This window comes from Zoogloea sp. JDB1, from assembly GCF_056724025.1.
Genome location: NZ_CM161496.1, coordinates 4,782,616 through 4,803,007, shown reverse-complemented (window position 1 = coordinate 4,803,007; position 20,392 = coordinate 4,782,616). Strand labels below are relative to the sequence as shown.

The 20,392-nt window shown below is 63.8% G+C and carries 20 protein-coding genes; 14 read left to right on the top strand and 6 right to left on the bottom strand.

What is annotated here, in order from left to right; genetic code table 11:
- Window positions 1-256: 256 nt before the first annotated feature.
- Window positions 257-811 (bottom strand): hypothetical protein, encoded by a 555-nt coding sequence (locus AC1PPK_RS21795; RefSeq protein ID WP_481115090.1) that lies wholly within the window; start codon window positions 809-811, stop codon window positions 257-259.
- Between the two features lie 4 nt (window positions 812-815).
- Window positions 816-1,871 (bottom strand): sigma-54 interaction domain-containing protein, encoded by a 1,056-nt coding sequence (locus tag AC1PPK_RS21790; protein WP_481115089.1) that lies wholly within the window; start codon window positions 1,869-1,871, stop codon window positions 816-818.
- Window positions 1,872-2,244: 373 nt separating this feature from the next.
- On the opposite strand from AC1PPK_RS21790, the gene AC1PPK_RS21785 reads away from it, so the two are divergent.
- From AC1PPK_RS21785 to AC1PPK_RS21750, 8 genes are all read left to right on the top strand, one after another.
- A complete protein-coding gene (locus tag AC1PPK_RS21785) occupies window positions 2,245-3,117 on the top strand; it encodes a MotA/TolQ/ExbB proton channel family protein (RefSeq protein WP_481115088.1) in 873 nt (290 codons plus the stop codon).
- Window positions 3,118-3,135: 18 nt separating this feature from the next.
- The gene (locus tag AC1PPK_RS21780; protein WP_079436605.1) at window positions 3,136-3,567 is read left to right on the top strand and encodes an ExbD/TolR family protein; all 432 of its coding nucleotides are present in this window, start codon (window positions 3,136-3,138) and stop codon (window positions 3,565-3,567) included.
- Between the two features lie 14 nt (window positions 3,568-3,581).
- Window positions 3,582-4,010 (top strand): ExbD/TolR family protein, encoded by a 429-nt coding sequence (locus tag AC1PPK_RS21775; protein ID WP_481115087.1) that lies wholly within the window; start codon window positions 3,582-3,584, stop codon window positions 4,008-4,010.
- A complete protein-coding gene (locus AC1PPK_RS21770) occupies window positions 4,007-4,660 on the top strand; it encodes an energy transducer TonB (RefSeq protein WP_481115086.1) in 654 nt (217 codons plus the stop codon). The genes AC1PPK_RS21775 and AC1PPK_RS21770 overlap by 4 nt, the downstream gene beginning before the upstream one ends.
- Before the next feature lie 208 nt (window positions 4,661-4,868).
- Window positions 4,869-5,381, top strand: a complete 513-nt coding sequence (locus tag AC1PPK_RS21765; protein WP_481115085.1) for a rhodanese-like domain-containing protein — start codon at window positions 4,869-4,871, stop codon at window positions 5,379-5,381.
- A gap of 118 nt (window positions 5,382-5,499) precedes the next feature.
- On the top strand, window positions 5,500-5,748 hold the full coding sequence (locus AC1PPK_RS21760) for a helix-turn-helix domain-containing protein (RefSeq protein WP_374480774.1): 249 nt from the start codon (window positions 5,500-5,502) through the stop codon (window positions 5,746-5,748).
- A 163-nt stretch (window positions 5,749-5,911) separates the two neighbouring features.
- Window positions 5,912-6,841 (top strand): family 2A encapsulin nanocompartment shell protein, encoded by a 930-nt coding sequence (locus AC1PPK_RS21755; protein WP_481115084.1) that lies wholly within the window; start codon window positions 5,912-5,914, stop codon window positions 6,839-6,841.
- Window positions 6,816-8,699: a family 2A encapsulin nanocompartment cargo protein cysteine desulfurase gene (locus tag AC1PPK_RS21750; protein ID WP_481115083.1), complete on the top strand. Its 1,884-nt coding sequence runs from the start codon at window positions 6,816-6,818 to the stop codon at window positions 8,697-8,699. The genes AC1PPK_RS21755 and AC1PPK_RS21750 overlap by 26 nt, the downstream gene beginning before the upstream one ends.
- 67 nt (window positions 8,700-8,766) lie before the next feature.
- Here the strand turns inward: AC1PPK_RS21750 and AC1PPK_RS21745 are convergent, their stop codons facing one another.
- Together AC1PPK_RS21745 and AC1PPK_RS21740 are read right to left on the bottom strand one after the other, a co-directional pair.
- Window positions 8,767-9,996, bottom strand: a complete 1,230-nt coding sequence (locus AC1PPK_RS21745; protein WP_481115082.1) for a hypothetical protein — start codon at window positions 9,994-9,996, stop codon at window positions 8,767-8,769.
- A gap of 309 nt (window positions 9,997-10,305) precedes the next feature.
- A complete protein-coding gene (locus tag AC1PPK_RS21740) occupies window positions 10,306-11,190 on the bottom strand; it encodes a LysR substrate-binding domain-containing protein (RefSeq protein WP_481115081.1) in 885 nt (294 codons plus the stop codon).
- A 75-nt stretch (window positions 11,191-11,265) separates the two neighbouring features.
- Here AC1PPK_RS21740 and AC1PPK_RS21735 point away from each other — a divergent pair, with 75 nt between their 5' ends.
- Window positions 11,266-12,537 (top strand): MFS transporter, encoded by a 1,272-nt coding sequence (locus AC1PPK_RS21735; protein ID WP_481115080.1) that lies wholly within the window; start codon window positions 11,266-11,268, stop codon window positions 12,535-12,537.
- Window positions 12,538-12,574: 37 nt separating this feature from the next.
- On the opposite strand, the gene AC1PPK_RS21730 is transcribed toward AC1PPK_RS21735, so the two are convergent.
- Both AC1PPK_RS21730 and AC1PPK_RS21725 read right to left on the bottom strand, forming a co-directional pair.
- A complete protein-coding gene (locus AC1PPK_RS21730; protein ID WP_481115079.1) occupies window positions 12,575-13,432 on the bottom strand; it encodes a pirin family protein in 858 nt (285 codons plus the stop codon).
- 86 nt (window positions 13,433-13,518) lie between these two features.
- Entirely contained in the window at window positions 13,519-14,121 is a 603-nt protein-coding gene (locus tag AC1PPK_RS21725; protein ID WP_481115078.1) for an FMN-dependent NADH-azoreductase, read from the bottom strand.
- Window positions 14,122-14,223: 102 nt separating this feature from the next.
- Here AC1PPK_RS21725 and AC1PPK_RS21720 point away from each other — a divergent pair, with 102 nt between their 5' ends.
- The 5 genes from AC1PPK_RS21720 to AC1PPK_RS21700 all read left to right on the top strand — a co-directional run bounded on the left by AC1PPK_RS21720 (window position 14,224) and on the right by AC1PPK_RS21700 (window position 20,228).
- Complete coding sequence (locus AC1PPK_RS21720; RefSeq protein WP_481115077.1) at window positions 14,224-15,144, top strand: LysR family transcriptional regulator; 921 nt, start codon at window positions 14,224-14,226, stop codon at window positions 15,142-15,144.
- A 383-nt stretch (window positions 15,145-15,527) separates the two neighbouring features.
- A complete protein-coding gene (locus AC1PPK_RS21715) occupies window positions 15,528-17,354 on the top strand; it encodes an alpha/beta hydrolase family protein (protein WP_481115076.1) in 1,827 nt (608 codons plus the stop codon).
- Between the two features lie 400 nt (window positions 17,355-17,754).
- Window positions 17,755-18,018, top strand: coding sequence for a hypothetical protein (locus AC1PPK_RS21710; protein ID WP_481115075.1), 264 nt, complete (start codon window positions 17,755-17,757; stop codon window positions 18,016-18,018).
- A gap of 53 nt (window positions 18,019-18,071) precedes the next feature.
- Window positions 18,072-18,368, top strand: a complete 297-nt coding sequence (locus tag AC1PPK_RS21705) for a hypothetical protein (RefSeq protein ID WP_481115074.1) — start codon at window positions 18,072-18,074, stop codon at window positions 18,366-18,368.
- A 546-nt stretch (window positions 18,369-18,914) separates the two neighbouring features.
- A complete protein-coding gene (locus tag AC1PPK_RS21700) occupies window positions 18,915-20,228 on the top strand; it encodes a hypothetical protein (protein ID WP_481115073.1) in 1,314 nt (437 codons plus the stop codon).
- Window positions 20,229-20,392: the final 164 nt, after the last annotated feature.

The window sequence follows — 20,392 nt, the reverse complement described above, 5'->3', positions numbered from 1 at the left end:
GGAATTCGCAGGGCCGGAGGACAATTCGTTTGCTGGCGGTATCGCAGGTTTCGTGCCTTTGTTATTTCTCTATTCGAGAAAAACTATTTCCCATTCGATTCGATCGGCCAAACACCTTAAATCCCGGGGCGGGCGGCGTTTTTGTCTGAATTCTGCTGAGGCGGCAGGAAATGGCGGTGGCCGGCCGGCCGGCCGGAATGGGTTGATTTGCCAGCATGGCTGTTGTGGGGCTGTTGGCTGCCCAGCAGGCGCGGGCCTATTCGTCCGGCCGGAAACTCCATTTTGGGCTGAGCAGCAGGGCGACCAGGGACAGCAGGCTGATCAGGAGCGCCGAGCCGAGCAGCAGGGTGTTGTCGCGGAGGCGTTCCGGATAGATGCTGAGGCCCGCCGCCAGGCCGATGCCATTGCCGCCCGCCACCAGCACGGCGGCCGCGAAATCGTGGAAGCGCCGCGCCTTGTTGGCACCGGCGGCCCATTGGGGATCGGTGTTGTAGCTGGGCAGGCCGTGATTCTCGCGCTCCAGCCGCTCCAGCGACGACACGAATCGGCGCAGATTGGTGATGGCCCGCTCGGCCTTGAAATTGAGAAAGGCCAGGCAGGTGGAGGCTACTGGGAAGCCGAGGATCAGCCATTCGACCGGCACATGTCCGGCAATTACGCCGGGCTTCAATGCGACGAGGGCCGCCAGCATGCTGACGACCAGCGTCACGTAAAGCGCCAGCGCCTGCTGGCGCTGGGCGATACGGGCGTTTATTTCCTGGTAGGCGGCGATGAAACGGTAATTTGCGTCAACGTAGGATTTGCCGGCCATCGTTTCAATCGATCAATTGCATGCGCTTCAGATGGGTGCGCAGCACATTGCGGGATATGCCGAGCAAGCGCGCGGTGCGGACCTGGTTGAGGTGTTCCCATTCGTAGGCGGTATTGATGGTGTGGTCGACGATATGGTCGAACAAGCCCTCCTTGCCTTCCTCGAACAGATTCTTCAGATAGCGCGTGAACGAATCCTCGAGGTCGGCCGGCGTGGCTGGCTGATCACGCGGCGTGCGGTCGATCTGCGGGCCGAGCAGGTGCAGATCGTCCACCTCGATCTGGCGGCCATGGAAGACCAGCAGCGCCCGGTGGATGACGTTTTCCAGTTCGCGGATATTGCCCGGCCACTGGTATTCGAGCAGTGCCCGTTCCGCCTGGGGGGAAATGCCCGGTTCGGTGATGTCCAGGCGCGTGGCGTATTTGTGGATGAAATGGCGGGCCAGCGGAAGAATGTCGCGCGGGCGCTCGCGCAGAATTGGCAAGTCGAGGGAAACGACTTTCAGGCGGTAATAAAGGTCCTCCCGAAAGCGGCCTTCAGCGACCGCTTTTTCCAGGTCCACGTTGGTTGCCGCAATCAGGCGCACATCCACTTTGACCGGCTTGCGCGCGCCGATGCGCACCACTTCGCCTTCCTGCAGTACGCGCAGCAGCTTGACCTGCATCGGCAGCGGCAGATCGCCGATTTCGTCGAGGAATAGCGTGCCGCCATTGGCCGCTTCGAACCAGCCGGCCTTGGAGGTCATCGCCCCGGTGAATGCGCCCTTTTCGAAGCCAAACAATTCGCTTTCGAAAAGGGTTTCCGAAAAGGCCCCGCAATTGATGGCCAGAAAAGGCTGCCCCGCCCGCAGGCTGGAAAGATGAACCTGGCGCGCCACCAACTCCTTGCCGGTGCCGGTTTCCCCGATGATCAGGATATTGGCGTTGCTCGGCGCCACCCGGTCGATCAGGGACAGCAGTTGCAGCGAGCGCGGGTCGGCAAATACGACGGCGCTGGCGCGGATGGACATGGAAACCGAGCGCGGGTCAGGAAACGTAATGATGTGCGGGGCGTGGTTCATTTTTCGTCAAGACCGGGGTTTTATTGGCGCTCATTGTAGGTACGGAGTTCCCCCATTAGTAACAAAGAATTTATGAAATACATATCTGCGCCTTTGTCAGCACAACTGTTGGCTGTGCACCAGTGAGTGTGCTGATCGATCAGCAAGTGAATTGACGGGCTTTTTGGCGTGTTTGGCATTGTTTTGTTTTTTAAGTGTTTTTAATTCTGGCATGGAGCGTGCGAGATGAGCGTCGAGGGCATTTTTTCGATTCCGCTGGCGGCAATCCATTATTCGATTGACGAATTAGCTTATTCCGTTCCGCGGCCTTTTTGCCTCTTTCATCGATATTTCGGTGCCTTGCCGATCCTGTTTATCAGTTTGGAGAATTAGTATGTTCAATTTTGAGATAACCAAGGGACGTTCCCGCATTTCGGCCGTCATCGCTTCGGTCATGATCGCCGCTTCGGGTGCCTCCTTCTCCGCTTCGGTGCTGGCCCAGCCGAGCGCCGCGGTGGCCCCGGCCGAATCCGCGGCACCCGCCGCCGCATCGTCCGCAGCCGTGGGCACCGACCTGCACGCCGGCAAGCCGGCGGCCACCGAGTCCGTCGACAACCCCTACGGCCTCGAAGCCCTGTGGAAAGGCAGCGACGCGATTACCAAGACCGTGTTGCTGATCCTGCTGTCCATGAGTATCGGCAGTTGGTACATCATCGTCGTCAAGCTGCTGGAGCAGGCCAAGATCGGTCGTCAGGCCAAGAAGACCACCGACAATTTCTGGAGCGCCGGTTCCGTGCAGCAGGGCGCCGAGAACCTGGAAGGTTCCAGCCCGTTCCGCTTCATCGCCGAGGCCGGTATCGAGGCGACCAAGAAGCACGACGGCCTGCTGCAGCACGTGGGCTTCAACGAGTGGGTGACGCTCAGCATCCAGCGCGCCATCGAACGCATCCAGAGCCGTCTGCAGGGTGGCCTGGCCTTCCTGGCGACGGTCGGGTCCACCGCGCCGTTCGTCGGTCTGTTCGGTACGGTGTGGGGCATCTACCACGCGCTGACCGCCATCGGCGTGGCTGGCCAGGCGTCCATCGACAAGGTGGCCGGCCCGGTGGGCGAGGCGCTGATCATGACCGCCATCGGCCTGGCGGTCGCGGTGCCGGCGGTGCTCGGCTACAACTGGCTGGTTCGCCGCAACAAGAGCGTGCTCGACGACGTCCGCGCCTTCGGCAGCGACCTGCACTCGGTCATCCTGGCTTCCGCCAGCAAGGCCTGAGCGCCGGAGCGCAACGCCATGGCCATCAGTGCAGCACCCGCCGAGGGGGATGACGACGCCGTGATCGCCGCGATCAACACCACGCCGCTGGTGGACGTGATGCTCGTGCTGTTGATCATCTTCCTCATCACCATCCCGGTCGCCACCACGTCGGTGGCGGTCGAATTGCCAAAGGAAACTGTCGAGGTCCGGGAGTCCAAGCCCGAGAATCTGGTCATCTCGGTGGACAAGAGCAACGCCATCTACATCCAGGATTCGAGGGTCGCCAGTACCGGGGCGCTGGTGGAACATCTGAAGAAGGTCTCCGCGCTTCGCCCGCAGCCCGAAGTGCAGATCCGCGGCGACCTGACGGCCCAGTACGAAGGCGTCGGCAAGATCCTGTACGCGTGCCAGCGGGCCGGTATCGCCAAGGTGGCCTTCATCACCGAACCGCCGGCCCGCGGCGGCTGAAAGGGAGCGAAATCATGGGTATGAACGTAGGTTCGAGCAGCAGCAGCGACGCCGACGTGATGGTGGACATCAACACCACGCCGCTCATCGACGTGATGCTGGTGCTCCTGATCATGCTGATCATCACGATCCCGATCCAGCTGCACGCGGTCAATCTGAACCTGCCGGTCGGTACGCCGCCGCCCAGCGACGTGAAACCGGAGGTTGTGAAGATCGATGTGGACGCGAAAAGCGTCGTGCATTGGCAGGGCGTGCCGGTGGTCGACGGTGCCGACCTGGAGCGGAAGATGAAGGACGTCGCCGCGCTGGCGACCCAGCCTGAAGTCCATCTGCGGCCGGACCGGCATGCCCGCTACGAAGTGGTGGCGGGCATCCTGGCGGCGACCAAGCGGGTCGGTTTGAGCAAGATTGGTGTCATTGGCAGCGAGCAATTCATAGAATGAACGCGATCACCGCAAACAACTACAGTTTTCAGCCCAAGGCGCCGGAGCGCAAGGCAACCGGGCTGATCATCGTCGTCGGCCTGCACGTCGTTCTCGGCTATGCGCTGGTGTCGGGCCTGGCCCGGGAAGTCGTCAAGGTCATCAAGAAGCCGCTGGAGGCGGCGGTGATCCAGGAGGTGACGCTGCCTCCGCCGCCCCCGCCGCCCAAGGTGGTGAAGGTGGAGCCGACGGTCAAGCCGAACACGCCGCCGCCGCCGGCCTATGTGCCGCCGCCCGATGTGGCACCGCCGGTCGCCGCACCGGTGATCGCCGCGGCGACGCCGACGCCGCCGGCCGAACCGCCGGTCATCGCGCCGCCGGCCCAGCCCGCGCCGCCGGCTCCGGTGGCCGCACCCAAGCCGGTGCGTGCCGAGATGGCCGCCAGCTGCCCGACCCAGGTGCGACCCGAGGTGCCCCGCGGCGCCGAAGGCGTGACCGGCGTGGTCAAGGCCCAGGCGGTCATCCGCGGTGGGGCGGTGAAGGAGGTGACGATCCTGTCCGGGCCGAAGATCCTCCACGGTGCGGTGCGCAACGCCATGCTGCAGTACAAATGCGTGGCCAGCGAAGGTGAGATTGTGGCGACCCAGCAGTTCGTCTTCGAGGCCGAATAAGCCCCAACGCAGTTCGACAAGCTAGCAAGACCAAACCGCCCGCGCCCGTCGCGGGCGGTTTGCTTATCAGATTTCGTGCAGTGCATATGAGGCGCAAGCTGCAAGGCTTCTGAAATCTTCTTGGTTCGTTCCGCCGGAGCGGATCGTTAATGTTCTCCCGTCAGCCGGCCACATTGGGTGCCGGCCATTCACTTGCGGGAGAACGCTCATGCTCGATGCCTCCATCGATTCGGCTTCTGCGGACAGTGCGACAGCACCCTCCGGCGGCAGTGCCGACATCGCCGAAACCCTTCTCGAAAACGCCCGCCAGCAGGCCCTGGCGGACGGCCTGACCTATGCCGGTGGCCTCACGCCGACCGATGCCTGGAAGCTCGTCGCCGACGGCCGCGCCGTGCTGGTGGACGTGCGCACCGCCGAAGAACGCAAGTTCGTCGGCCATGTGCCGGCCGGCATCCACGTGGCCTGGGCGACCGGCACGTCGATGAACCGCAATCCGCGCTTCGTGAAGGAGCTCGAAGCCAAGGTCAAGAAGGACGCGCTGGTGGTCTTCCTCTGTCGCAGCGGCAAGCGTTCCGTCTCCGCCGCCGAAGCGGCCGCCAAGGCCGGTTTCGTCAATGCCTTCAACATTCTCGAGGGTTTCGAGGGCGACCTGGACGGCGAGCAGCGCCGCGGCACGCTCGGCGGCTGGCGCCTGCGTGGTCTGCCGTGGATCCAGGACTGAAGCCGCCTCCGCTCTCCTGCGGGGCGGGCTGCCGGTGGAATCCGCCGTGAAGTCCGACCCACAGGGGAGCCGTCCCCGGAGCCCTGAGCCCGCACCGACTCATACAAGGACCCATCCCATGCTCACATCCATCGGCCTTTCCGGCCTGGCCAACCGTTTTGGCGCCCTGGTGCGCCGCCTGCGCGAGGAGCGCGACTGGTCCCAGGAGCAGCTCGCCGAATATGCCGATCTCAACCGTACCTACGTCGGCGACCTGGAGCGGGGCAAGGCCATGCCGTCCCTGCTCACCGTCGGCAAGCTGGCCTATGCCCTCGGTCTGCCCGCGTCGGCGCTGATCGCCCGTTTCGAGGGCTTGGCAGCGGAGTAGGGCCGAGCCTTCTCTGGCCGGTTGCATGCCTGGAGCCTCTCGCCAAGGCCCGCCGCCCGGGCCTTTGCCGTCTATAGCCGGTTGAAGCGAAGAAGTCCGGAAAGGACACTCGCTTATCTCCATATTTCATAACGATTCCACTTTTAATTCATAAGGAGCTCCCATGGCCGACCATACCGATGTCCCGACTGCTCTTGGCGATAACGCCGCCCGGCAGTTGGCGAATGCCACCAAAACCGTTCCTCAGCTGTCCACGATCTCCCCGCGCTGGCTGGTGCACCTGCTGCAGTGGCTGCCGGTTGAGGCCGGTATCTACCGCCTGAACAAGGTCAAGAACCCCCGTGACGTGCGCGTGGCGTGCTCCCAGCGCGACGAGTCCGAGCTGCCGCAGACCTTCGTGGATTACGACGAGGCGCCCCGCGAGTACTTCCTGAACGCGGTCACCACCATCCTCGACGTGCACACCCGCGTCTCCGACCTGTACAGCAGCCCCCACGACCAGATCAAGGAACAGCTGCGCCTGACCGTCGAGACCATCAAGGAACGCCAGGAAAGCGAACTGATCAACAACCCGGACTACGGCCTGCTGGCCAACGTCACCGACGAGCAGCGCATCTCCACGCTGACCGGCGCGCCGACCCCGGACGACCTGGACGACCTGATCACCAAGGTGTGGAAGGAGCCCGGCTTCTTCCTGGCCCACCCGCTGGCCATCGCCGCCTTCGGCCGCGAATGCACCCGCCGCGGCGTGCCGCCCCCGACCGTCAGCCTGTTCGGCTCCCAGTTCCTGACCTGGCGCGGCATCCCGCTGGTGCCGTCGGACAAGGTGCCGGTCGAGGACGGCAAGACCAAGATCCTGCTGCTGCGCACCGGCGAAAAGCGCCAGGGCGTGGTCGGCCTGTTCCAGCCCGGCCTGGCCGGCGAACAGAGCCCGGGCCTGTCCGTGCGCTTCATGGGCATCAACCGCAACGCCATCGCGTCCTACCTGATTTCGCTGTACTGCTCGCTGGCCGTGCTGACCGACGACGCACTGGCTGTCCTCGATGACGTGGAGATCGGCAAGTACCATGACTATCCCGACACCTACAAGTGAGGGGCTGGCGGCCCTGGGCGGCAGCGCTCCGGCGGGCGTGCCCGACGAGAGCGTGCTGGCCCGGCTGGCCGGTGAGTTCTTCGCCGCGCTGCCCAACGGGCTGCCGGGGCCGAACAGCCTCGGCGGCTTCGGTGCCGGAGCGCCGCAGCCCGAGGTGCCGCCGGAGATCCGCCTCGGCGATGTCGGCCCGCAGCTGACGGCCGCCGCGCCGGTGGCGCCGGTCGCCGCCGAGTCGGTGCCGCTGGACCATGGCGCGGCCGCCGGCAAGGCCGGCAATCCCGTCCTCGGCGTACCGGAAGCCTACGTGGCCGCGCTGCCGACCTTCAGCCCGCCGGCTTCGCCGCCGCCGCTCGCGCCGTCCACGCCCTATTACTTCCTGGGCGAGGCGAGCGCCGTGCAATCGGTACCGCAGGGCGCGCTGCCGGTCGCCGAGAATCGCGTCGTGCCCCAGTCCTTCGGGCTGCCGGGCGAGGCCGAGCTGCATTCCATCCTGGCGGAGATCGCCGGCGACCGGCGTACCGCCGCTGCGCCGACGGCCACCGCGCCCGGGCATTTCTACTTCCTGGATACGGGGCTGGAACCCAGCCGCCAGGCGGAAGCGCCCAAGCCCCAGCCGTCGGCCCATCCGGCCTTCGACGTGCAGGCGGTGCGCCGCGATTTCCCGATCCTGCAGGAGCGGGTGAACGGCAAGCAGCTGATCTGGTTCGACAACGCCGCTACGACCCACAAGCCGCAAGCGGTGATCGACCGGCTGGCCTACTTCTACCAGCACGAGAACTCCAACATCCACCGGGCTGCGCATGAATTGGCGGCACGGGCGACGGACGCCTACGAAGGTGCGCGCAGCAAGGTGGCGCGCTTCCTCGGCGCGGCGTCCACGGAGGAGGTCATCTTTGTGCGCGGGGCGACCGAAGGCATCAACCTGATCGCCAAGACCTGGGGCTGGAAGAACGTCGGCGAAGGTGACGAGATCATCGTCTCCCACCTGGAGCACCACGCCAACATCGTGCCCTGGCAGCAGCTCGCCGCCGCCAAGGGCGCGAAGCTGAAGGTGATCCCGGTGGATGACACGGGCCAGGTGCTGCTCGACGAGTTCCGCAAGCTGCTCACCAGCCGTACCAAGATCGTCTCGGTGACCCAGGTCTCCAACGCCCTCGGTACCGTCGTGCCGGTCAAGGAGATCGTCGCGATCGCCCACAGTGCTGGCGCGGTGGCGGTGGTGGACGGCGCCCAGTCGGTGTCGCACATGCGGGTCAACGTGCAGGACATCGACGCGGACTTCTTCGTGTTCTCCGGCCACAAGGTCTTCGGGCCGACCGGCATCGGCGCGGTGTATGGCAAGCGCGCCGTCCTTGAAGACATGCCCCCGTGGCAGGGCGGCGGCAACATGATTGCCGACGTGACCTTCGAGAAGACGATCTACCACGCGCCGCCGACCCGCTTCGAGGCCGGCACCGGCAACATCGCCGACGCGGTGGGGCTCGGCGCGGCGCTCGACTACGTGGAGCGGATCGGCATGGACAACATCGCCCGCTACGAGCATGACCTGTTGGTCTATGCGACGCGCGGCGTGCTCACCGTGCCCGGCCTCAAGCTGATCGGCACCGCCCGGGACAAGGCTTCGGTGCTGTCCCTGGTGCTCGACGGCTACCGGCCCGAAGAGGTCGGCCGCGCGCTCAACGAGGAAGGCATCGCGGTGCGCTCCGGCCACCACTGCGCCCAGCCCATCCTGCGCCGCTTCGGGCAGGAAGCCACGGTGCGGCCGTCGTTGGCCTTCTACAACACCTGCGAAGAGGTCGATGCCCTCGTCGCGGTGCTGCACCGGCTGGCCCGTGGCAAGGGACGCATCGGGCGCTGAGCCTGCGTTCGTGCCACAGAGCAGATGCCCCGGAAGGCCGTCGGCTTTCCGGGGCATTCTTCATCCTTCAGGCCCGCTGACGTCCGTGGAGTCCGAAGAGGGCGCACAGCGCCGTGCAAAGCAGGGCGAGCATCGGAGGTTCGGGGATTACGGATTCGGCGACGGCGCGGTTGGCTGTGCCGACCGGAGCTGTCAATGAACCATCGTCCTTGATCTTCCAGTAGTTATTACCATTGGCCACGCCGGGGTCGTGCACGATGAGCGTCTTGTTGTCCGTTCCCGCATCGACGTAGCCCGTGACGGTCACCCAGTGGGAATTACCGCTGGGCCAGGTGATCAGGAATTCCACGTCCTGTCCTCTTTTCAGTTCCTGCTTCACGAAATCAAAGGTTGAGGCGCCTTGTGCCTTGGGATCATTGACGCCGCCTTCCTCCACCACGGGCAGCAAGGTGGCCTTGATGATGTCGTTCAGGCCGGCCTCGAAGGAGCCGCGATCCAAGCCGGGATAACCCCGGTCGCCGTTGGTGATCGGGGTTTCCGGGTTCCAGTTATTGGGCAGGCCGGTGCTCCCGTCCGTGTTGTGTTTCTGCATTGCGGCGGCGATCTGCTTCAGGAGGGTTTGCTGGTCGAGGGAGCCGTCCGCCAGCTTGGGCAGCTTGTCGACCGAAAACCCGTATTTCTTGGCCAGCCACAGCAGGGAGTTGAGCGTGGAGGTCGGGCCGCACTCTTCATTGAGCTGCTTGATGTCAGGTACCCCGCCGCGCAGGTAGCCTTCGATGATGGGGACGGCCGCGGGCGGCGGGCTGACGACTGGAGTGCCACCGCCGACCTCGCCGTGCAGGTCGTTACTCCCGTATGTGGTATTGGCAGGCAGCAGTCCTACGTTCGACCACTGGCTGTCGACGCTGGGCAGCGAGGAGGGCAGGAGGGGCACAAAGGGATCGCTGTTGAAAATCGCCTTGACGCTGGAGAATGCCGTGCCGCTCTGGGTGAACCAGAAATGCTGCGATTCTTCGGTCAATGATTGCACGAGCGGAATGGGCTCGTTACGGATGACCCACTGGTCGCCGTTTACGACATTGAGGTATCCAAAGCTGCTTGGGCCGGTAACGAGCGGCGTGGTCGCGGCGGATGCCAGCGAGTTGAGGGTGAAGTCGAAGGTGTAGACCTGCGTGGGTAGGACGGGGCCGGAGACTGCGGTGATGCCCGCGGTATCGAAGCTGGCCACGACATAAGCCCAGGCGGGCATATGGCTGAAAACCGCAAGGATGAATGCGACGGAACGCCAACGAGACATGGTGAGTCCTCCTGTTCATGCCATCGTCGCATTTGGCCCATTGGCCCATCAGCCGCCTCCGGCGACTCCGGCACTGGATGGTTTCGGGACTCTCTCGTTGGGTGGATCCGTGACGACTGGACCACTCGGATTTGTCGTGCAGGTAATGCGTGTGACGAGATTCTTGCGTTCAGAATAAAGCCATATACGTGCCAAAATCACCTTGAATTCTGTATGTGTCTGTAGTTTTTGCTGTTTTTGTCGCGTTATTGTGGGGGAGGCGGTTGCCTCGGGCGCCCGCTTGCAGTCACTGTCAAATTTGTCGACTTTTCAGTCCGAATACAGGTTGGACAGGAATTGTTCCACCAGCGGATTGCGGTCGCCTTTCCGCGTTGCCACACCCAGCGACAGGTAGGCGCCGGCATCGCTGACCGGGAGGTAGCGCACGCCCTCGATGCGCACGCATTCCAGCGGGGCCGGCAGCAGCGCCACGCCGAGGCCGGCGGCGACGAGGCCGATCTGCGTGGTGGCCTCGCCGGCGATCTGCACGATGCGCGGCTCGAAGCCGGCCTTCTGGCACAGCTCGCGGAGCAGGATGGTGAGGCCGGTGCCGACGGTGATCGGGTAGGTGATGAAGCCCTCGGCGTGCAGGTCGGCGAGGCTCAGCACCGGGCGGCTGGCCAGCGGATGGGCGGCGTTGATGACGAGGCGCAGGGGGTCGTGGTGGATCTCCCGCACGTCGAGGCCGGTCGGCGTTTCCAGCCCGGTGTAGCGCACGAAGCCCAGGTCCAGTTCGCCGGCCTCGATGGCCGTGTACTGGTCGGGGGTGAACATTTCGCGCAGGTTGAGCGTCACGTCCGGGCGCTGCTCCCGGTAGCGGCGGACCAGGTTGGGCAACACGGCGGTGAAGGGCAGGGACGAGGTGAAGCCGATCTTCAGCTCGCCCACCTCGCCACGGGCCACCCGGCGCACGTCGTCCACCGCGCGCCCGGCTTGCTCCAGCACGCGGCGGGCGTGCTCCAGAAAGCGCTGGCCGGGCGGCGTCAGCGCCACGCGGCGCTTGGTGCGCTCGAAGAGCTGCACGCCGAGCATCTCTTCCAATGCCTGGATCTGCTGGCTCAGCGGCGGCTGGCCTATGTGCAGGCGTTCCGCAGCGCGGGTGAAGTTGAGCTCCTCGGCAACGGCGACGAAGTAACGCAGATGGCGCAGCTCCATATATATCCAGGAAGTATTAGTTAGGTCGGTAATATATATTGGACTGGTGGTTTTGCGCGGGACTAGCATGGCCTCATGCAAACCGATGCCTCCTGCTGCGAGCTACCCGCCCAGCAAATTCCGTCCCGCCCCCGCGCGGAATCCACCTCCGAACGCAGTGTTGCCGCCGACAAGCTGCACGCCGGCACCGCCGAATACCGGCGCGCTTGCCTGGCCCTGTTCCTCGGCGGCTTTGCCACTTTCTCGCTGCTTTACAACCTGCAGCCGCTGATGCCGCTGCTGGCCCACGGCTTCGGCCTGAGCCCCGCAGCGGCCAGCGGCGCGGTGTCGGCGGCGACCATCGCGCTGGCGGCGGCGCTGATCCCGGCGGCGATACTCGCCGACCGCATCGGGCGCAAACCGGTGATGGTCGGCGCGCTGTCCCTGTCCACGGTGTTCACGCTGGTCGGCGCCTTTGCCGGCGACTTCCACAGCCTGCTGGTGTCGCGGGCGCTGCTGGGCATGACGTTGGCCGGCCTGCCGGCGGTGGCGATGGCCTACCTCAGTGAAGAGTTCGCGCCGACCTCGCTGGCGCGGGCGATGGGCTTGTATATCTCCGGCAACGCGCTGGGCGGCCTGTGCGGGCGCTTCCTCGCTGCGCTGATCGCCGAGCATGCGGACTGGCGGGTGGCGCTGGCCTGCCTGGCGGCATCTTCGGTGCTGACCACGCTGCTGTTCTGGCGCCTGCTGCCGCCGTCCCGCCATTTCCAGCCGATCCAGGTGGCCGTCGCCGATGTGCTCGGCAATGCGCGCAAGACCTTCGCCGACGGCGGCCTGCGCCTGCTGTTCGCGATGGGTTTCCTGCTGATGGGCTGCTTCACCAGCCTCTACAACTATCTGGGCTTCCGCCTGGTCGCGCCGCCGTTCTCCCTGAGCCCGGCGCAGATCGGCATGGTCTTCCTGCTCTACCTGGTGGGCATCGTGGCGTCCAACCTGGGGGCGCGGCTGGTGGATCGATTCGGGCGGGCGGTGACTTTGCGGGCGATGGTGGCGCTGATGCTGGCCGGGTTGGCGATGAGCGTGGCGCCGCAGCTGTCGGTGCTGGTGGTCGGCGTGGGGATCTTCACCTTCGGCTTCTTCGCCGGCCACTCGGTGGCGGCCAGCTGGGTCGGGCGCCGTCCGGCGCCGGCGCGGGCCCTGGCGGCGGCGCTCTACCTGTGCTGCTACTACATCGGGGCCAGCCTGATCGGCACGGTGTCCGGCCTGGCCTGGCAGTTCGACGGCTGGATCGGTGTGGCGGGCTGCCTGGGCGGCGGCCTGCTGGTGGCGGCGGTGATCGGCTGGCGCCTCGGCCGCGTCGCTGTTTGACGAGCGGGCGGCCGGGCTCAGATCTTTCCGGAAATACTCAGGCCAGCTCGCCGGCCTGGTAGTCGGCGAGGGCCTGTTCGATCTCTTCGCGGGTGTTCATCACGAAGGGGCCGTACTGCACCACCGGCTCGCCGAGGGGCTTGGCGGCCAGCAGCAGGAAGCTGGCGCCGTCCGGCCCTGCAGTGACTTCGATACGCTCGCCGGCCGACAGCACGCCGGCCTGGCGGGCCTGCAAGACCTTGCCGGCACCGTCCGAACCCACCGACAGGCTGCCGGCGTAGGGGTAGAGGAAGGCCGTGTGGCCGTCCGCCACACCCTGGGCAAAGCGCTCGCCGGCACTGAGGCGCACGTCGAGGAACAAGGGCGCAGTGCTGATCCCCTGGATCGGCCCGGCGATGCTGCCGCCGTCGGCGCCATCCAGCGCACCGGCCACCACCTTCACTTCACCGCCCGGCACCGACACGGTCGGAATCTCTTCCGGCTGAATGTCCCGGTAGGCGGCCGGCTTCATCTTTTCCTTGGCCGGCAGGTTGATCCAGAACTGGAAGCCGTGCAGGCGGCCCTGTTCCTGCAGCGGCATTTCCGAGTGGATGATGCCGCGCCCGGCGGTCATCCACTGGGCGCCGCCGGCGCGCAGGTGGCCCTTGTGGCCCAGGTGGTCCTGGTGCTCGAAATCCCCCGCCAGCATGTAGGTGACCGTCTCGAAGCCCCGGTGCGGATGGGGCGGGAAGCCGGCGATGTAGTCGTCCGGATTGTCCGACGCGAACTCGTCGAGCATCAGGAACGGGTCCAGGCGCAGGAAGGGGCTCTGGCCCAGGCTGCGCCGGAGCTTCACGCCGGCCCCGTCGGAGACGGGGATGGAGGGAATGATCCTGTCGAGGCTGCGGATGGTCATGATGGTCTCCGTTGGGGTTGGGGATGCCGTGCGAGGGTGCGGGCGGCCGCCGGGCGGCGTGCCCGCCCCTCGTCTGTTTGGGGCTATCAGGCGGCCAGGGCTTCGAGCGCCTTGTGGGCGCTGGCCAGGGCTTCGGCCTTGCTCTCTTCGCCCATGTTCAGGCCTTCAGCGTAGACAAATTCCACGTCGGTGATGCCGATGAAGCCCAGGAAGATCTTGATGTAGTCGGTCTGGGCGTCGTACGGGGTGCCGGCGTAGCGGCCGCCGCGGGTCGCGACGATGTAGGCCTTCTTGCCGGTGACCAGACCTTCCGGGCCGTTGGCGGTGTAGCGGAAGGTGACGCCGGCGCGGGCGATGTGGTCGAAGTAGGCCTTCAGCGTCGAGGGCGTGCCCAGGTTGTACATCGGCAGGCCAATGACGATCTCGTCGGCGGCCTTCAGTTCGGCGACCAGCGCATCCGAGAAGTCCACCACCGCCTGCTGCTCGGCCGTGCGTTCTTCCGGCTTGGCCAGGAAGGCGCTGAAACGGGCTCCGTCCAGGTGGGGCACCGGGTTGGCGGCCAGGTCGCGGCTCACCACCTGGGTGTCGGGGTGGGCGGCGACGCGGGCGGCCACGAAGCGCTCGGTAAGCTGGCTGGACTGGCCTTGGTCGGCGAACAGGCTGGCGTTGATCTTCAGAAGGGTGCTCATTTGGTCTCTCCGGGTGATGTGTTGGTGTGTGTATTTAATGATTTACCGAGAAGATAAAAAAGACGAAGATTTCGTTTAAATCTATCGAATGAGCTGATTGATATGGCTGCGTCCACTCCGCCGTCCTCGCCCGTACCGCACATCGCCCTGGATCAATGGCGGGCCCTGATCGCCGTCGTCGAGGCTGGCGGCTACGCCCAGGCCGCCGAGGTGCTGTTCAAGAGCCAGTCGGCGGTCACCTATGCGGTGCAGAAGATCGAATCCCAGCTCGGCGTGCGCGCCTTCGAGATCCAGGGGCGCAAGGCCGTGCTGACGCCGGTCGGGCAGATGCTGTACCGGCGCGCGCTGGCCCTGGTGGAGCAGGCCAGCGACCTGGAACAGGCGGCGCGCAAGCTGTCGGCCGGCTGGGAGGCGGAAATCGGGCTGGCGGTGGAGATCGTCTTCCCGCCCGACGTGCTGCTCGACTGCCTCGCCCGCTTCGGCGCGGAAGCCCCGCGCACGCGCATCGAGGTCATCGAGTCGGTGCTCGGCGGCACCGGCGAAGCGCTGCTCACCGGCCAGGCCGACATCGCCATCACCCCCCACGTGCCGCCGGGCTTCCTCGGGCGGCCGCTGATGCGCATGCGCATCGTCGCCGCGGCGCACCCCGACCACCCGCTGCACCAACTCGGGCGGCCCCTCGGCGAACAGGACCTGCGCGGCCACCGCCGCCTCAACGTGCGCGAAACCAGTTCCACCCGCGACAAGCGCAGCCTGATCCTGGAAGTGGAGCAGCGCTGGACCTTCAGCAGCATCGCCACCTCCATTGCCGCCGCCTGCGCCGGGCATGGTTTCGCGTGGTTTCCGGAGCCTCGGATTGCTGCCGAGCTGGCTGATGGGCGACTGAAGATCCTGCCGCTGGGGGGCGCGGAGGTGCGGTGTCTGGAGATGTATCTGGTGGTGGCGAATCCGGATTTCGCGGGGCCGGGGGTTAGGAGGTTGGCGGAGATATTGGGGGAGGCTGTTGCTGGGTCGGCTGTCTAGTCGAGCAGAGGGGGCATCGGCGGCTGCAGGTAACAGACAGGCCCAGGGACGGGCCGGCGTTTCCGATCGAGCACATTGGAATAAGCAAATCGTTATCGAGCGGTTGGGATCGAGTATGACGTGTGAAAAAATGGTGCTCCCTGTCGTTCCACCTGGACTCCCGCATCGGGCCTGCCCCGGCGTGGATTACCTTTTCTTCGATCCGGCCTATGCCTCCAGTCAAAATGTGCCGCCTTGTGCTGGCCACGGTACTTCTCGCGATCCCTTTTGGGGCCCATGTCCACGCTGCGGAAACGTCTGCTTCCCCGCCCAAACCGGCGGCCGTCGATGTCTATGCGGCCCTGCCCGGGGCCCGTTCTGCCCGTCTTTCACCGGATGGCAAGTTGCTGGCGCTGATCGCTCCCTACAAGGGCCACAATGCGCTGGTCATTTGGGATCTGGAACACAAGGGTAATACCCGCGTCCTGCCGACCAATGATTTCGAACCGGACTGGTTCGTCTGGAAGAACGACCACCGCCTGCTGGCGGGCCTGAGCCTGTTCTCGCTGCGTGACGCGCGTCGCCCGGTGCGCGATACCCGCCTGGTCGCAATCGACGCGGATGGACGCAACGGACTCAATCTGGTCGATGCGGCCCAGTTCAGAACCTTCATTCCCCAGACGCAGGACCGTATCGTCGGCTTTCTGCCCAAAGACCCGGATCACATCCTGCTGGCGTTGCCCGCCATCGATCGCTCGGGGATCCAGCCGGGGCAGACCACAAGTATGGTGCAGGTGGGCAGCCTGGAAAATCAGGTCAAGTATCCAGAAGTCGTGCAGGTGGACATCAACACCGGCCGCCTGAAAACCATCGCCCGGCAACGGGGCACGGTCATCGACTGGCAGGCCGACGAGGATGGGGAGGTGCGCATCGCCCACGGGCTGCGCGGCAAGCAGACCGAACACCAGGTCCGCCTCGCCGACGGCAGCTGGCGTCAGATCCAGAGCTACGAGGTGAACGGCGGGCGTACATTCCGCGTGCTCGGCTTCGTGCCCGGCAAGGCCAATGAACTCCACGTGCTTTCCAACCACGAGGGCGGGCCGGATTTCCTGTACGTGCTCGATGCGGAGACCGGAGCATTTTCCCGGAAGGTCGCCGGTAGCGGTTCGAATGCGGTGCAACCGCTGAGCCATAACGGCCGCTTCATCGGCTACCAGCTCGGACAGGATGGCACGCCGGTTTATCTGGACCCGGACTTCGCGAAGGATGCGGCGGTGATCGGCCGGGCCATGCCCGGCAGTCGCCTGCGCATCCTGGACCGCAGCGTCGACGGCAAGCGCACCCTGTGCCGGATCGCCGAAGGCAACGAGCCGGCAAATATCTGGCTGCTGGATCGCTCCGGCGCCCAGCCTGAACTGATCCCCGTTATCGACAGTTACCCGGATCTGGCGCCCGAGCAACTCGGCCGCAGCCGCGTGACTCACTACAAGGCGCGGGACGGGTTGGAGATTCCAGCCATCCTGACCTTCCCACCGGGCCATCAGGTCGGCAACCCGCCGATTCCCTTCGTGGTTCTGCCTCATGGCGGCCCGACCGCCCACGACAGCGAGGGCTTCGACTATCTGGTCCAGTTCCTGGTGAGCCGCGGGTATGGCGTACTACAGCCCCAGTTCCGGGGCTCCAGCGGTTATGGTCCGGCCTTTGAAAGAGCCGGCTTCCAGCAGTGGGGATTGGCGATGCAGGATGACGTGACCGACGGCACCCGGTGGCTCGTCGAGCAGAAGCTCGCCGATCCGGCGCGCATCGCCATCGTCGGCGCCAGCTACGGCGGCTATGCGGCCCTGATGGGGGCCGTGAAGGAGCCGGGGCTCTACAAGGCGTCGGTGGCCATAGCTCCGGTGACGGATCTGGTGGACTGGGTCGAAAGCAACTGGCAGTTCCTGTTCAGCGACGTGAACCTGCCGCGCATCGGCTCTGACAGCGATCAGCTGGAGCGGACCTCCCCGGCCAGCAACGTCAGCCGCATCCAGGTCCCGGTACTGTTGATCCATGGCCGCAAGGACTACACGGTTCCCGTCCGCCAGACCGAACGCATGGCCAGTGCGCTGGAAAAAGCCGGAAAGGCCCATGAGGTGATCTACCTGCCCGAGGGCGACCACTATCTCAGCCACGCCGAAGACCGCCTGACGACGCTGAAGGCACTGGAGGGATTCCTGGGGAAGCGCTTGTAGCGCAGACCGAAACTTGACGCTCCCCCGATGCCCGGCCGATACTCCGCCGCGTCGCTGAAACAACAGCGACCGGGTTTGACAGCCCGGATAACGAAGGCGGACCGATAGCCGCGCCGCGGCTTTTTTTGTCCGTCACGCCCGTGGTGCGCCTTGATCAATGGCGGGCCGGGTGGGGAGGCTTCGGCCTGCCGGTCCCTTCGTTCCGGTCTGTCAACCCTGCTTTGGCCCGCCCCCCGTTTGACAGCGAGGGGTGGAACAGTCCATTAACGAAGGAGTTCCATTCCATGGCAATTCACGCCCCGGCGTGCGCGCGGCCGCACCCGTCCGCTTTTCCGCTTTGGCGGCATACCCGTCGATCCCTGTGTTTCTCCACGCGTACTTCCGGCGGGAGGGCTTGCGCATGACGACGCAGATGCACTTTCCCGCTTCTTCCTCGCCGCTCTATCGGCTGGCCGACGACGTCAGCGTGCTGACGCTGATCGATCAGATGTCGGCCCGGCAGGCCCAGCTGCAGGCCTTGCTGGCCATGACCTGCGGCGCCCAGGCCGACGCCTTCCGGCGCCTGAGTCCGTCCTACCAGGACAACTACCTGTGGGCCTGCTCCATGCTGGCGGAGGAACTGCGCGAGCTCGGCGAGGCCTTGCAGGCGCGCGGGGTGGCGTAGCGCGAGGGCACCGGCTCGCTGCACGAAAATGGAAAGCAATTGTCCGATGTTGGATGATTGCTTTCCGTTTTTCGGATGCAGCCATCGAAAGTTCGGATTGCGAGGTGCGATGTTCGGACTCGGAGACCGAAGTTTCGACGAAATCATCCGAAGTTTCGATCTCCGAGTCCGAAACTTCGGTGGTTGGGGTCGAAGTTTCGGTGATGGAGATCGAAGCTTCGGTGCTTGAGTCCGAATCTTCGGATTCGGAGACCGAAAGCTGGAAAGTTGCCTTCCGATTTCGCAGTTCCGGGATCGACCGCACGGTGGGCCTGTCCCTACGGTGGAAAGGTCTGTTGCTCGGTCACTGACAACGCTTGTCCCAGCCGGCTACCGTCATGCGCTTCATGTCCTTTCCGGAAACGTATAGCGACAAGCTCCGCCGTTTCCCGTCTTGGTACAGCAAGATGCATTGGCCGATATCCATCGCGCAGCCGACAACCTCCTGATACCCGGCACGGTAGAGCTGTTCTTCCGTAGTAAGCCTTTCGCGGGCGTTACGTACCGGTTTTCAGCCTTTCGCGATGATTGCGGCTCTGGCGGATTTGAGTGATTGGCCTTTGGTCAGGAAGGGGGCTTCGGCATAGGACTTGGTTGCCAGGAGAGTTAGCAGCAGGAGCAGGGGAGGCAAGAGTTTCACGTTCTTTCCATGCTTCGGGATTGGGCTGATAGCTTATTGTGTGCACACAATTTATTGATCTAGTACCCCCCTAGCACAGCCCTCCACACAGCACGCATTGTTTGGAAGATATACTTTGCTAAACAATCGCTCAGAGTCATCTGCGAAAGTGAGAGGCGTAGGAACTGGCGACAAAACGGTTGTAAGGAAGGTAATGTCAGAAGAAAAGAGAAAGTTGATGCAGAGCATCGAGAGGGCGGCATCTATTACTAAGGTTAGCAACCCAACAATGGCCGAACTCGCTCGCGTTGGAGGGATTCCTGTTCAAGAGAACATGATCTCGGCCATCCAAAGGGAACGTAGTGGAGCGCTCGCCGATGCAGAGAAATATTGGGAGTTGAGCTCGATTGAGAGCGCAATGGCCGCTTCTCAGAAGAGTATTGAGCTTGCCGGTTTATTGGAGCCAACCGCCAAGTTGAGGCAATTGGTTGAAAAAATCTCCTCATTGCCAGGTGCGTTGGAGTCTGTTGCACGGCACACGGCGCTGATGTCGGAAAGCAGTTCTTTTCTTAAGCTCTCCCATATTTCCGATGAGTGGGAAAGACAATTTTCGGCTTTTAGGGAGGTGGATCGACTTCAAGTCGACACGTTCAGATTGCCGAAGCTAAGTGAGGCAACGCGCTTACTGGTTGAAGATTGCTCCAATCTTGGGGCCGTTGGCAGCTTTTTAAAACGGCAGGAGAGGGACCTGTTTGCGCTGCAAGTCCTAAGCAAGGTCACAGACATTCCATTGATACGTAATTTCCATGAGGTTCAGTCTGTAACGGGTTTTCGTGAGCTTTATAGTATTGGCGCCGCGTTAAAGTCCTTTTCCGGGTTCGACCCTGGCTTGACGGTAGCATTGCGTTCGGACTTTGGCGATTGGCGGGATAAGATAACCTTTCCCGAGAGTGTATCTGTTGACGCTAGCACTCGAGTTGAGTTTTATATTGATCGTGGATTCAATAAGTCGTTAACGGATTTTCCTGAAGCGGCATTTTCGCAGAGTCTCGATCTAGTCGGACTACACGGTGAAATTCCATTTGATGGAATCGACTGGGTGGAAGCCGCTGCCTCGGACGACCCTGTTGAGGAGGCTGCATATCAACGCACGAATCGTTGCCATAATTTCTTGCAGCGACTTGAACGAAAGCTCCGTTTGTTTATCGATGAGGCCATGACTGCCCAGTACGGTTCGGACTGGCCGAGGAAACAGCTACCGCCCGACTTGCTTGACGCGTGGGAGTTTAAGAGATCCAAAGCAGAGGCAAACGGAGTCATCTTAGGCCTCTTTATTGAAGTCGCTGACTTTACCGATTACGAAAAGATCATCTGCAAAAAAAAGCATTGGCAAGAGGTCTTCCAGTCACGGTTTAAGCGGACCGAGAGCGTACGTGAGTCGTTTCAGCGGCTTTACCCTATTCGATTAGCTACTATGCATTCCAGATTCGTCACTAAGGAAGATGAGCTTTATGTAATTGCTGAAACGACTAGACTGTCGAGTGCTATCTAGATTGAAGCTATTTCTGAGTGTGTAGCCCTAGTGCCGAAAGTTCAGTCAGATTTGCATCAAAAAGCCGCCTTCCCGTTTGGGTTGGTGGGAAAGGTGAACAAGAAAGAAGGTCGCCCGCCGGGGCGAGACCCGGCCAATTCAAGCCAATAAAACGGAAAGCCGCC